Source organism: Shewanella xiamenensis, assembly GCF_014647135.1.
GTDB lineage: Bacteria > Pseudomonadota > Gammaproteobacteria > Enterobacterales > Shewanellaceae > Shewanella > Shewanella xiamenensis.
Map to the genome: position 1 here is coordinate 56,799 of NZ_BMOP01000013.1, position 13,859 is coordinate 70,657.

The window sequence follows — 13,859 nt, forward strand, 5'->3', positions numbered from 1 at the left end:
TCGGAGACGTCCTGTGCGTGCCAATTTTTTTTGGCCACTCTGTATTTAATTCAGAGTGATACTAATTATGAAGAGCTTTTGCTCTTAGGTATAAAAGCCTTGCCCGTTATAACGGGTGTTCACTTATCATTACTAAAATCTACGCACAGGACATTCAAACAATAAGAAGGAATTTATGGCACTCTCTGACGATATTTGGTGGACTAGGAAAGCTAAAATCCAAACGGAAAAAAGATTACTTACAAATGCATATCAGTCTCAGTTGATAATGTTATGGTATGCATTTTTTGGCGTTGCGGTATCCATATATTATTTAAAGTTTAATACTAACAGTGAGTATGCTAACGTTGCTTGGGTAATCTATTCTGTTTTGTCTCTGACAATGTCAGGGTTCATAACAGGTAGATCGTTTAAAGAACGTTCTTCACAAATAAAAGAATGCTATGAAGCTCTTAAAAGGATTCAGCATAGAGCCAAACTTCTGGAAGCGTCTTCAAATTCTACCGAAGAAAATTGGAAAAGTGTTCGTGAGGAATATCAAAAACTATTGGGCCTTTGTGAAAATCATACCGATTCTGATATGGTTAAAGCGCTTTGTATAGAACATCTTTCCGCCCGCGGAGAACCGGATAAAATAACAGGTTTAAAACCTGAGATGACAAAATGCCCAACATATTATCACTGGTTTGTTTTTTGTAAAGACATCTTTAAACAAGCGGTGATCCTCTTGGTTATGTATATCCTTCCAATAGCAATATTCTTTATTTTATGGAGTACCCATGACTGTCCGGCATCAGTTTGAGAAGCACTTCTCAATTGAAAATTTGACAAGAATATTCAAAGAGAACGTTGCACTTTCTGGGGCCACTGGAATAGATAATCTTGATCCTACAACGTTTCTTAAACAGCTAGATGAACAATTAGAAATCTTGTCCCGCAAATCCCTCGCTGGAACCTATAGATTTAGTAAATATAAATTGAAGTTAGTTACAAAAGGGAAAGGTCAACCTCCTAGAGAAATATCAATCCCTACAGTAAGAGATCGAATTGCTCTTCGTGCCCTAAATGACTTTTTATCAGAACGTTATAATGACTCAGTAAACTTTGTACTTCCACAGGATGTGATAGCTAAAGTAAAAAGCGATCTTGATAGCAATGCTTTTAACGGCTTTATTAAACTTGATGTAACTCAGTTCTACCCATCAATACTTCATGCAGAACTCAATTCTCGTTTACGCAAGCGGATTCATGGTGAGAATGAGCATATTCTAGAATTAATCCATTCAGCGATCTCTTCTCCAACTGTCGTAAAATCATTCAAAAATGATGATCAAGTAAGTAAGGGAGTCCCGCAAGGATTAGCAGTATCAAACATATTGGCAGCTATTTATATGGCTAATATTGACCGTGCCCTAAACCAATATGAGGGCATTAGTTACTTCCGCTATGTTGATGATGTTTTAATATTGTGTGACTTCAATAAGGCGCAAGAGTTGGCTAAAGACATCATAAAGCGATTCAAAAAAATTGGTCTAATTGTTCATGCACCAGCTCCTGATTCAGAAAAATCAGTTATCGAGAAAATAGGTTACCCGTTTAGCTACCTAGGTTATTATTTCAAAGGTGAACTGGTAACGGCTAGACAAGGTACAATAGATCGACTCAAGGACTCACTAGCCGCCATATTTACCGCTAGTAAATATTCAAAATACAGCAATGAAGAATTTCTTTTGTGGCGTTTAGATATGCGTATCACGGGTTGCGTCTTTGAGAAAAAAAGTAAAGGTTGGTTGTTTTTCTTTTCAATGATTAATGATGAAACTCTACTGCACGAATTAGATCATTATGTAGACAAACTTATCAAAAGGTTCAAAATTTCAGGTACACCAAAACGATTCTCGCGAGCATTTAAGGAATTAACACATAATCGTTTCCAAACTAATTACATACCAAATTTTGATAAATATCATCGACATCAAAAATTAGCTCTGCTCAATAAATATTTCCCTAAAGACGTAGAAGAAAAAACACTTACTGACTCCCAGATTGATTATCACTTTAGAAGACGTATTAAAAAACAAACAAAAGATTTGCTTGAAGATATTAAAGACTTTAGGTCTTAAAAATTTTTGTTATTTTCATGTGGGCAGACTAACAGAATACTCAGTGGTTAACGGGATTAAGCACTGGCATGGAAGTGACCGTTGGCGACATGGCCGCTCTTTCACATCCATGTGATCGCGGCATTCGCACTTCCTTATGCAGCAGATGCCACCGTCGAGCCTATAGGGATACTTCTTGTTAAATGAAAGGGCGGCGTGTCACTGAAATGGCAGAGCTTAATCGTTCCCCGCCATCATACCTAACGCTATCAAAGCGAGCTTTTGACTGCGGCTTAACTTTTTAACCGCGATTTCACGCTTGAGTGCATCACTGCGGGTGCCGACTTGCTCTTGATACATCAGGGTTAATGGACCTTTGCCGCGCAGGTACTTTGCTGCTTTGGGGCTGCTTGATTGATGCTCATTAAATCGGCGTGCGACATCTGTGGTGATGCCTGTGTACAAGTGGCCATTGGCGCAGCGGATAAGGTACAGATACCAGATCGAGACTTGTTCTATCTCTGACGTCGCACCTTGCTCCGAAGTCACAGCTTGCTCAGCACCTAGCGCTTCTGGCTTGCTAGAAAGCTGAGCTTGGTTAACAGCTTGCGCTTGGCTAGCCCCTTTTTGGGGGCTAGCCGAGGGAGTTGAATTAGCGGTTTCTATCACTACATCGGTCACCCGTTAGCGCCTACTTAGTCATGCCGAGCAGGTTTAAGAAGAAGGCATATTCCTGCGCAGTGTCTTGATACTGGCGGTAACGACCACTCTTACCACCGTGTCCTGCATCCATATCGACGTGGAATAACAATACCTTATCGTCGAGTTTGTACCATTTATTTTGCACTTCGCGCAGTTTTGCTACCCATTTAGCAGGCTCGAAATACTGCACCTGTGAATCATGCAAACCTGTGGTGACCAACAGGTGGGGATACTCATGGTCGGCAACATTGTCATAGGGCGAGTAGCTGAGCATATAGTCGAAATAGGTCTTGTCGTTTGGATTACCCCATTCATCGTACTCGTTGGTAGTGAGCGGAATCGACTCATCGAGCATAGTCGTCACCACATCCACAAAGGGCACGTGCGCCGCAATGGCAAAGTACTTTTCAGGCGCCATATTGGCAATCGCGCCCATTAACAGCCCACCAGCACTGCCGCCCGAGGCCACCACTTTATTTTTATCGCCATAACCTTGTTCGGTTAAGGCGGTGGTGACATCAATAAAGTCATTAAAGGTATTCTTTTTATTCAGTAATTTGCCCGCATCATACCAAGGGCGGCCTAACATTTCGCTACCGCGCACATGGGCGATGGCATACACAAAACCGCGGTCGAGCAGGCTAATAACCGACGACGAAAAGTCAGGCTCTACTGTGTAACCATAGGAACCATAACCATATTGGTACAGAGGGTTGGTGCCGTCTTTCTTGAACTTATCCTTACGATACACCAAGGACACTGGCACCTTAGCGCCATCGCGGGCGGTGACAAATAAACGTTCGGCGCGGTATTGGCTGGCATCGAAGCCGCCGAGAACTTGTTCCTGCTTGAGCAGATCGCGTCTATCGGGATTGCTTAAGTGGTACTCATAAATCGCCTCGGGCGTGGTCAGGCTAGAGTAGAAAACCCGTAACTTATCGCTATCTTGCTGGGCGTTAACATCTAAACCCAGCACATAAGCGGGTTCATCGAAACTCAGCTCAAAGGGCTTTTGGCCATTGAATGGCATCACTTTAATGCGTGTCAGGCCATTTTCACGGGTTTGAATAATCAGGTAATCCTTAAGCACCAGCTCATCTTCAAGCCGCGCATTGGGATTGTGAGCAACCACTTCCTGCCATTTGGATTTATCGGCGGCATCCTTAATCGCCACTTTCATCAAACGGAAGTTAGTCGCCTGCCAGTTGGTGAGGATGTAATAACTGTCACCCAGCTTAGAGACACTGTATTCATGGCCTTCTTCCCGCGCAAGCACAGGTTTGAACAGGCTTAAAGGATCGTTTGCATCCAGCACTGACACTTCGCTGGTTGTGGTGCTCTCGTGGAACAGCACGATTTGCGACTCATCTAAACTCTTGCCGAGGGAGATGTAATATGCATCATCTTGCTCCTCATACACCAACACATCGCTCGATTGTGGTGTGCCGAGTTCGTGGCGATACACGCGGTAACCCAGCAGGGTTTGCAGATCTTTGGCGATATAAAACACATGGCGATTATCATTGCCCCAAACGATACGACCCTCTGTGTTTTCAAGCACATCGGTGATCATGGCGCCGGATTCAATATCTTTAAAGTAGATGTTATACACGCGGCGGCTTAACACATCTTCACCGAAGGCCAACATGGTTTCATCTGGGCTGACGCTAACGCCGCCCAAACCATAAAACTCATGGCCCTTGGCGCGCTCATTCACATCGAGCATCATTTGCTCAACCCCGTCACTGCCTTTGCGGGCGATCAGCGGATATTCGCTGCCCTCTTGGTAGCGGCGGTAATAGCTATGCTGGTGCCATTGGTACGGCACACTCGACTCATCGGCCACTAAGCGCCCAGTCAGCTCGTTAAACAACCCGTCTTGCAATGACTTAAGCGGCTTAAAGTAAGCTTGGGTATAACGATTCTCAGCCTTAAGGTGCGCTAATACCTTAGGATCTTGGCGTTTATCGTCGCGCATCCAATAGTAGTCATCGGTGCGTGTGACGCCGTGCAAGGTCATCACATGGGGAATTTTTTCCGCAACGGGCGCAGAGACTTGCCCTTTTGGAGTGGAGCAACCGGGTAATAGCATAGCAAGACCTAAAGTAAGCAGCAGAGTGCGCATGTATACGTCCTTGTGACGTTCAAACACCATCGTGGGGCACGACGGCAAGCCAATAAGTAAATGTGCCGGATATGATATACCCAAGCTAGCTCAAGTTGCGAGTTTCCTAAAGATTGCGCTTGTTTAAGGATCACAAGGCATTGTGCGCTTGCGCAAACCTTGCCCAATTTCAGGCGCGATGTTGTTGCCATCACCAATAATTAGGCGCAACATAACCGCGTTTTTAGGCTAAAGCCTAACAACAATTCTCAGGGCGGGGTGAAACTCCCCACCGGCGGTAAATAGTGAGGTGAATAAATTTCCCCACACTAAAGCCCGCGAGCGCCCGAACGCAATTCGGGGTCAGCAGATCTGGTGTCCTAGCTTGTCTCGCCATGGTTAATGCCTATCGAGCGCTACTATTCCAGAGCCGACGGTAATGGACTGTTTGCCGCAAGCAACAGTACTGAGTCCGGATGGAAGAGAATGTAAGACAACACTTGGATAATTGGCATTAACTTGAGCTAAGTATCCCTGCTGTTAGCCTCATATTTTGCAATCACGTTTTTAAGCCTGCGCTTAAAGCGGGTCGATTGCTACAGCACAATCCCCTTTAGGGTAATGGCTGTATTTCTGCACGCCCTGATTCTGGATATTCCCATGTCGTATTTTTGAAGGATATTAACCATGAATCAGTCTTTACTTGCTCCTTTTGGTACTGCTATCGAACGCGTTGAAGCGGGTCTTAATGCCCTGCGCCAAGGCCAAGGTGTGTTGGTGGTCGATGACGAAGATAGGGAAAACGAAGGCGACTTAATTTTTGCCGCCGAGTCACTAACCAATGCGCAAATGGCCATGCTCATTCGCGAATGCAGCGGTATCGTGTGTTTGTGTTTACCGGACGAAAAGGTCAAAGCCCTTGAGCTACCACCTATGGTCGAAAACAACTCGAGCCAATATGGCACCGCGTTTACCGTGAGTATCGAGGCCAAAGTGGGCGTCACTACTGGGGTTTCGGCCGCTGACCGTGTCACCACCATTAAAACCGCCATCGCCGACAATGCTAAGCCAAGCGATTTGGCTCGCCCAGGCCATGTGTATCCGCTGCGCGCTCAACCGGGCGGCGTGTTAACTCGTCGTGGCCACACCGAAGGCACGATTGATTTAATGCAGCTAGCCGGACTCAAGCCCGCAGGCGTGTTGTGTGAAGTCACCAATCCCGATGGCACTATGGCGCGTCTGCCGGAAATTATCGCCTTTGGTGCAGCGCATAAAATGCCTGTACTGACGATTGAAGATATCGTGGTTTACCGTAAGTCGTTATTAGCCAATGTAGGCTAAATTTGGCCCCATAAACAGGATGCAATTTAAAGGACGCGTGCGAAGGCCCGCGTCCTTTTTTATTTAACTTCGATAAAACACTTTGGTTAAGCATCAAATCACGCTAGATATCACAGACAGCAAAACAATTTATCTGCTAGGAGAAAATTTCATCAATAAAAATATAATCTTAGGTGTATATAATAAATAGCTGAATTTCGTGAGCTAGATTAGATATCCATAAACCAAGGGTCGCGAGCGACAGACTTGTATGTTAAATATTCGCACCCAGTGCCTGACCTTCCGCTTTCACCCCATCAAGGAAATTCCTTGATTTTTTATGTTTCAAATCAGGCCAATTGAGGAGTAAGTTTGTATGCCATCCACGCTACAGCATCTCAGCTTGAAACAGAAACTGATTCTGTTTTCGCTGCTACCTTTGCTGATGATGAGTATTTTTGTGCTGTCGCGAATGTATGTACTTGTGAAAGAGTATCGCTTTGCCACTCAAAACCATTTGGCAATACAAACCACTTCAAAAATCAATGAATTACTCTATCAACTTCATAACGAATATGGATTAAGTACCCAATTACTCCCAGCCACTACGCCTCAAGATGAAACACGTCTATTGCAACAGCAACAACTGACCTCTGATGCACTAGAAGCACTGCTTAAGAGTCCGGCTTTGCTTGCGTTGAATACTGCGTTAAGTGGCCAACTGGCATCGACCCAGTTACAGGAAAAACTGACGAGTTTAACGCTGCTAAGTCATAAATTGGCATCGAGCCGCCAAGAAGCGCTCGATCAACACCCTTCTGCATTTATCGATTTATATCAACAATTTAATTCTGAATTAATGCAGTTAATCCAACAACTGCAATTACTCACCAATGATATTAATCAATCAAGAGCCTACGCGGATTTACTGAATCTACTGATGGTGCAAGAGTTGGCGGTGAAAGAACGCAGCGCCATCAATCGTATGTTGTTGTCAGAAAGCCTCAGCATTAATGACTACAAAGCCATCAATACCATTATGTATGAATATGGCCAAGCCATCTCCCATGCCAGCAATGCCTCAATATCTGACAGACATTCCCTCATCCGCCAGATACAAGCCTCACCGGAAAGCTTGCGAATACTTAAAATCAGTCAACAAATAGAGCAACAGATCCATATCAGCACGTTAGTACAAAGCATCAACGCCAATCTGGGTTACGATGGGTTAATCGATAGTTTTCAAGATTACTTATTAACGGGTAGCCTGATATCGCTTGAGAAGTTCAATCAATCCTTAGCCACGATTCAGCAAAAACTCGCAGAACTTAACCGCGAAACAATCAACCTGCCTTCACTTGCGCCTGCAGTACAGATTATCGAAGAGAGTATCAACCAGTATCAATTCTGCATGTCCAAGATCTTACAATTAAAAGATCAAAAACTATCGCTCGCTGAAATCACCGCCCTTGCTCACATCAACAATACCGATCTCACTAGCGCCATTGATAAATTATTAATGCCTCCCCATCCAGTGAGCAGCAAACACTGGTGGACATTAACCACAGATAGAATCAATAAGCTGAACGCGCTCAGTAATGAAATCACGCGTACCATGGCTCGCCAGAGTAATGAACAACAACAGCATGCGCTAACCCTATTAGGTATTTATCTGCTCTCCGCCTTATTTACCGCCACCATCACCCTGTGGCTAGGGCGGAAAATCATTCGTAGCTTTATGGATAAAATCACCCAAATTGCTAATGATATGCAGCGAATGGCCGCCGACCCTGAGTTGAATATTCATATTGATGTGTCAGGCTCAGATGAACTTGCGCGGATGTCACGGGCGATGAACCGTATGCTGAGCGAGCGCCAGAAAGCGAATCAAGCGCTTAATCGGGCCGCGGCGGTCTTTAACTATTCGGCCGAAGGCATTATGGTGACGGATGCCGATAACCATATCGAATTAGTTAACCCCGCCTTTAGCCAGATCACAGGCTATAGCTTAGAAGAGGTGAAAGGCCGAAGCCCTTCACTTTTAAGCTCGAAACGCCATCCAAGCCATTTCTATACCGCGATGTGGGAAGCATTAGAAAAAAACGGCAAATGGGAAGGCGAAATCTGGAATAAGCGCAAAGATGGCCAAGTGTATCCCGAGTATCTTGCGATTACAGTGGTGCGTAATGAACGGGGTGAAATAATCCAACATATTGGTTTGTTTATGGATATCAGTAAACGTAAGCAATATGAACAGGATCTGTGGTATCAGGCACATTTCGATACGCTCACCGGATTACCGAATCGCAAACTCTTTAATGAGCGGCTGCAGCATGAAATCCAGCTCGCCCAACATGACTCCCGTAAACTGGCGATTCTGCTGATTGATTTAGACCAATTTAAATATATTAATGACGTACAAGGCCACGCCACAGGCGACTTATTATTACAAGATGTGGCCAAGCGACTGGAAAATATTGCTGGTAAAACCGACTTTGTCGCCCGCATCGGCGGGGACGAATTTGTGCTTATCCTTCCCCGTGTCACCAATGAATTTGCGATCGAGCATATGGCAAGCCATATCATCGAAACCCTGTCGACGCCTTTTAGCTTGAATGAACGGGAAATTCAAATTTCCGCCAGCTTTGGGATTGGGGTTTACCCAGAAGATGGGCTAGATGTCAGCTCGCTGACCCGCAACACAGAAATGGCCATGTATCAGGCAAAAGACGCCGGCCGCAATAACTTCAAATACTTCACCTCGGGAATGAACCAAGCCATGTTTGCCCGTATGGAGCTTGAACAGCGGCTACGCCGTGCCGTGGCACAGAATGAGTTTACGCTGCACTATCAACCGATTGTGGAGATGAAAACAGGTAAAGTCTGCAGTGTTGAAGCGCTGATCCGCTGGCAAGATCCGGATTTAGGCTTAATCCCTCCTGACCAGTTTATTGGCATCGCTGAAGAGACAGGACTTATCGAACCTATGGGGGAATGGGTACTCAACCAAGCGATGCACGACCTCAGACAATGGCAACAACTTGGCTTACACCTTAACGTGGCTATCAATGTTTCAAGCCGCCAATGTGTAAATGCTCGAGGTTTAGGATTTGATCAAGTGCTGCAAGAATGCTTTAACCGCCACCATATCAACCCAAGAAACGTGCATATTGAGATCACTGAAAGCATGCTGATGGGCGATGCTAGCCACTGCTTAACCACACTAGAGTCCATCCGTCATTTAGGCTCGCAGATTTATATCGACGATTTTGGTACAGGCTATTCATCCCTGAGTTATTTGAAGAAATTCCCTATCTCTGTGATAAAAATCGATCGCAGCTTTGTGGAAAATGCCCTGAGCAATAGCTCAAATACTAATTTAGTGAAAGCCATCGTGATGATGGGGCAAAGCCTTGAAATGGAACTCGTGGCCGAAGGGATTGAAACCGAAGCCCAATGGAATCTACTGCGTGATTTAGGTTGCCACTACGCCCAAGGCTATTTGATCTCTAAGCCCCTGCCATTTGCAGCCATTACGCCGCTGCTAAGCCAAACACTACCGGCATTATTACAGCAGCAAGAACCGCGCGAAAAGTGTGTTAATGCTTGATAGGTTGACGAAAATCCTGATTTTTGCCCATAAAAAAGCAGCCTAGGCTGCTTTTTTATGGGCAAAGAGGTAGCGCTTAAGCCTGCGGTTGGCTTTGAGCATTCATAATACTTTCGCCGCCCTTTGAGGCTAATTTGGCAAGATCTTTATCAATAAAGAACAACGCTTTGCCATCTTCACCCACTAAACGGATCTTATCGACAATCGACTTAAACAGCTTTTCTTCTTCATGCTGTTCAGCCACATACCATTGCAGAAAATTGAAGGTTGAATAATCTTGATTCGAAAATGCAGTGTGGGCTAACGCGTTAATCTGACGAGTAATTAACTGTTCATGCTCATAGGTCAGCTCGAATAACGCCAGCAGAGAATCGAACTGTGACTGAGGTGCTGCAATGGCGCCCAATAGAGGTAAACCACCGGTTTCACTCACATAGGTGAACAAACGGCGCATATGGCCCATTTCTTCATCTGCATGTTCGCGCATAAATTTTGCTGCGCCTTCAAAGCCTTGATCTTCACACCATGCACTCATTTGCAGGTATAAATTAGAGGAGAAAAACTCCATATTAATTTGTTCATTCAACTTTTCGATCATGGTTGCAGACAGCATAGTTAATCCTCTTGGGCATTCGCACTTAAATCATCGGCTCACATTGTCATGAAGGGCGGCAGCAAAAGCAACAAAATTTACCTTTGTTGACTTAGCTAAGTTAATGATTCATTGATAAAAATGATTTTCATTTGTTCATAGAATCGCGTTTAGTACCGCACGAACGGTACTGCAAACTCAAGTATAAAAAGAGTAAACCTTAGGCAACACTTAAGGAAAACTACCTAACAAATCACATAAACTCCTATGCAGATCATAGCCAAGCAAGCGCAGCGTGGCATAATAGCCCCCATATTTGCTCCAACCCTTTGCCCATAAGGAAGACCCGATGTCCGTGAAAGCCGATCCTTGTTCGCAACCTAGCTTAATGCATCCAGATCAAGCCATTCCCCTTCTGCTTGAGCAGGTTAGCCCAGTGTCAGACACCGAAGTCGTTACACTTCCCCACGCGCTTGGCCGCGTGTTAGCAGAGGATTTGGCCTCGTGTATCGATTTACCCCCCTTTGATAACTCATCAATGGATGGCTACGCTTTTCTCTTTGCCGATTTAAACAGTCAAACCGAGCAGACCACATTAACACTGATTGGTAGCTCCTTCGCAGGCCATGGCTTTGAGGGTGAAATTATCCCCAACTCCTGCGTGCGCATTATGACGGGCGCGCCAGTGCCTGCGGGTTATGACACAGTGCAAATGCAGGAAGAGACCCAAGCACAGGGCAATCAAATCCAAATCAATCACCCTAAGGCTAAGGGCGCCAATGTGCGTTGCCGCGGTGAAGAGCTGTTGCAAGGCACTAAAGTGCTTAAAGCGGGCATCGAAATTAAAGCCGCTGAGCTCGGTGTATTAGCCACCATTGGCGTGAGTCAGGTGCGGGTTTACCGCCAACTCAAGGTCGCGTTTTTCTCCACAGGGGATGAGCTGCGCCCCGTGGGCAGCGACTTAGCGCCAGGGCAAATTTACGACTCCAACCGCTATTCAATCCAAGGGTTACTCAACCGCGCCAATGTGGAATGGTTAGATTTAGGGGTTGTCGCTGACGATCCAGAGGCGATTCGCCATGCATTTCGCCATGCCGCGAGCCAAGCGGATATGGTATTAACCTCGGGCGGCGTATCCGTCGGTGAGGCAGATTTTACGAAGCAGATCCTTGATGAAGAAGGCAAAATCACCTTCTGGAAACTCGCCATCAAACCAGGTAAACCCTTCGCCATGGGACGCATAGGCAAAGCAGTATTCTGTGGTTTACCGGGTAATCCTGTGTCCTCTATGGTGACCTTCTACAAGCTGGTGTGGCCAATTCTAAACAAGATGCAGGGCTTAACCCCAAAAGCGCCACTGATGTTATCGGCTACCCTGACGACACCAGTGCGTAAACAGCCCGGCCGCGTTGAGTATCAGCGCGGTATTTTATCCCGCAATGCACAGGGCGAGCTGGAAGTCGCCATTACAGGCAGTCAAGGGTCGGGTATGTTGACCTCTATGAGTCTGGCTAACTGCTTTGTGTTGTTAGAACAGTTCCAAGGTGACTCGCCAGCGGGCACAAAAGTCACGGTTGAACCCTTTAACAGCGTGCTTTGCTAAGGTCTTTTTATGAATCAACAAGTAGACATCCTTAGCGATAGCGAACTCACCCGCTACAGTCGCCAAATCTCGATCAAGGCGATGGATATCGATGGCCAAGAACGCTTAAAACTCGCCAAAGTGTTGATGATTGGCGCTGGCGGTTTAGGCTGCGCGGCGGGGCAATATTTGACCGTTGCGGGTATTGGCGAGATGACCTTAGTCGATTTCGATACGGTTGAGCTCTCTAACCTACAGCGCCAAGTGCTGCATCAGGATGCCACTATTGGCCAACCTAAAGTCGAGTCGGCCAAGCAGCGCCTTAATCAGCTCAATCCTCACGTTAAAATCAATACTATCAATGCGGTATTGGATGACCATGAGATCGATGCCTTAGTCGCCAACCACAGTATCGTGGTCGATTGCACTGATAATGTCAGCGTGCGTGAGCAATTAAATAAGAGCTGTTTTAAGCACAAGATCCCTCTGGTTTCTGCCGCAGCCATCCGCATGGAAGGCATGGTCACCGTATTTGACTATCAAGCGCAAACGCCTTGTTATCATTGCTTTAGTTCACTTTTTGGCGAGCAGCAACTCAGCTGTGTCGAATCCGGTATTCTTGCGCCCGTCGTCGGTATGGTCGGCTGCTTGCAGGCGGTTGAAGCAATCAAAGTCATCACGGGTATGGGCAAAACACTGGCAGGACGAATGCTGATGATCGATGCTATGACCATGGAATTTCGCGAGATGAAATTACCCAAGCACCCTCACTGCAAGATATGTGGTGAGTAGCACATTAACCTTTAATATTCAGCACGCTTTTTACAATTAAGGAATGACAAATCAAATGGATACTGAAAATAGCGTATTTGACCGCCGCACAACCGATGACCCTATTATTGGCGCGGGTGTCTATAACTTAGTGATTGGCTTAACCCTCGTCTGGGGTTTTGCCGTGAACTATATGATGGTCAGCTATATCGACCCCGAGGCGATTGCCAGCGTGAATCCGTGGGTGTTCTTTATCGGTTACTTCGCCTCCTGCTTCTTGGGGATTTATCTGTTCCAATCTTCAACTAATCCCCTCGTCAGCTTTATTGGCTATAACTTTGTAGTCGTGCCCTTCGGCCTGATTATTAATATGGTTGTCAGTCAGTACGATCCCGCATTAGTTACTGAAGCGATTAGAATAACTGGCCTAGTCACGATTGCCATGATGTGTTTGGGCACGCTGTTTCCAGCTTTTTTCCAAAAAATATCTGGAGTACTTACCATCGCATTACTATTGGTGATAGTAGTCGAACTAATTGAAATATTTATCTTTAATACCCATCACGGCATTTTAGATTGGATAGTTGTGCTGATCTTTTGTGGCTATATTGGCTACGATTGGGGCCGCGCGAACCAAATCCCGAAAACCGTCGATAACGCCGTCGATAGCGCCGCCGCTTTGTATATGGATATCATCAATCTATTTCTACGTATTTTGCGGATTTTAGGACGAAAATAAGTCACTCAATGACAAGGAAAACAGCATGAAACTAACCTCACCACTGTTAATCGGTCTCATCATCGGCGCCAGCTTAATCGGCTGCGGCGAGAAAACCGAGCCAGCAACAAACGCTCAGGCTGAAACAAAAACGGAAGCAAAAGCACAAATCGCCAACCCTGCATCAGAGTATTGCGCCTCCCTCGGTGGCATATCGGAAATCCAAAGAACCGCAGAGGGTGAACACGGTATGTGTACCTTGCCAAACGGTGAACAGATTGAAGAGTGGGCGCTATTTCGCCGCGACCATCCACAGGAAAAGCCCAGTAATTGAGGCTGAGTAAAAAAGCAGGCGCAC

11 protein-coding genes and 1 riboswitch are annotated in these 13,859 nt (G+C 45.7%); of the genes, 8 read left to right on the forward strand and 3 right to left on the reverse strand.

Annotated features, from left to right (window positions below; translation table 11 throughout):
• Positions 1–175: 175 nt before the first annotated feature.
• Together IEY09_RS12550 and IEY09_RS12555 are read left to right on the forward strand one after the other, a co-directional pair.
• The gene (locus IEY09_RS12550; RefSeq protein WP_188871287.1) at positions 176–802 is read left to right on the forward strand and encodes an SLATT domain-containing protein; all 627 of its coding nucleotides are present in this window, start codon (positions 176–178) and stop codon (positions 800–802) included.
• Positions 780–2,123, forward strand: coding sequence for a reverse transcriptase domain-containing protein (locus tag IEY09_RS12555; protein ID WP_188871290.1), 1,344 nt, complete (start codon positions 780–782; stop codon positions 2,121–2,123). Before IEY09_RS12550 ends, IEY09_RS12555 begins: the two co-directional genes overlap by 23 nt.
• 216 nt (positions 2,124–2,339) lie before the next feature.
• On the opposite strand, the gene IEY09_RS20225 is transcribed toward IEY09_RS12555, so the two are convergent.
• Positions 2,340–2,783, reverse strand: a complete 444-nt coding sequence (locus IEY09_RS20225; RefSeq protein WP_229777894.1) for a GIY-YIG nuclease family protein — start codon at positions 2,781–2,783, stop codon at positions 2,340–2,342.
• Between the two features lie 10 nt (positions 2,784–2,793).
• Positions 2,794–4,929 carry a S9 family peptidase gene (locus tag IEY09_RS12565; protein ID WP_188871292.1) on the reverse strand — a complete coding sequence of 712 codons (2,136 nt, stop codon included), beginning with the start codon at positions 4,927–4,929 and terminating at the stop codon, positions 2,794–2,796.
• 240 nt (positions 4,930–5,169) lie between these two features.
• A riboswitch (FMN riboswitch) is annotated at positions 5,170–5,400 on the forward strand.
• 195 nt (positions 5,401–5,595) lie between these two features.
• On the opposite strand from IEY09_RS12565, the gene ribB reads away from it, so the two are divergent.
• Both ribB and IEY09_RS12575 read left to right on the forward strand, forming a co-directional pair.
• The gene (ribB, locus tag IEY09_RS12570) at positions 5,596–6,249 is read left to right on the forward strand and encodes a 3,4-dihydroxy-2-butanone-4-phosphate synthase (protein ID WP_055647604.1); all 654 of its coding nucleotides are present in this window, start codon (positions 5,596–5,598) and stop codon (positions 6,247–6,249) included.
• Positions 6,250–6,604: 355 nt separating this feature from the next.
• Positions 6,605–9,838 (forward strand): EAL domain-containing protein, encoded by a 3,234-nt coding sequence (locus IEY09_RS12575; protein WP_188871294.1) that lies wholly within the window; start codon positions 6,605–6,607, stop codon positions 9,836–9,838.
• A gap of 76 nt (positions 9,839–9,914) precedes the next feature.
• On the opposite strand, the gene ftnA is transcribed toward IEY09_RS12575, so the two are convergent.
• Positions 9,915–10,451: a non-heme ferritin gene (gene ftnA / locus IEY09_RS12580; RefSeq protein ID WP_037416358.1), complete on the reverse strand. Its 537-nt coding sequence runs from the start codon at positions 10,449–10,451 to the stop codon at positions 9,915–9,917.
• 328 nt (positions 10,452–10,779) lie between these two features.
• Here ftnA and moeA point away from each other — a divergent pair, with 328 nt between their 5' ends.
• Genes moeA through IEY09_RS12600 form a run of 4 tightly spaced genes read left to right on the forward strand, consistent with a single transcriptional unit; the run spans position 10,780 to position 13,835 of the window.
• Positions 10,780–12,033, forward strand: coding sequence for a molybdopterin molybdotransferase MoeA (moeA, locus tag IEY09_RS12585; RefSeq protein ID WP_188871296.1), 1,254 nt, complete (start codon positions 10,780–10,782; stop codon positions 12,031–12,033).
• Between the two features lie 9 nt (positions 12,034–12,042).
• On the forward strand, positions 12,043–12,804 hold the full coding sequence (gene moeB, locus IEY09_RS12590) for a molybdopterin-synthase adenylyltransferase MoeB (protein ID WP_144376174.1): 762 nt from the start codon (positions 12,043–12,045) through the stop codon (positions 12,802–12,804).
• A gap of 55 nt (positions 12,805–12,859) precedes the next feature.
• Complete coding sequence (locus IEY09_RS12595; RefSeq protein ID WP_037416350.1) at positions 12,860–13,522, forward strand: Bax inhibitor-1 family protein; 663 nt, start codon at positions 12,860–12,862, stop codon at positions 13,520–13,522.
• Between the two features lie 25 nt (positions 13,523–13,547).
• Complete coding sequence (locus tag IEY09_RS12600; protein WP_047536502.1) at positions 13,548–13,835, forward strand: putative hemolysin; 288 nt, start codon at positions 13,548–13,550, stop codon at positions 13,833–13,835.
• Positions 13,836–13,859: the final 24 nt, after the last annotated feature.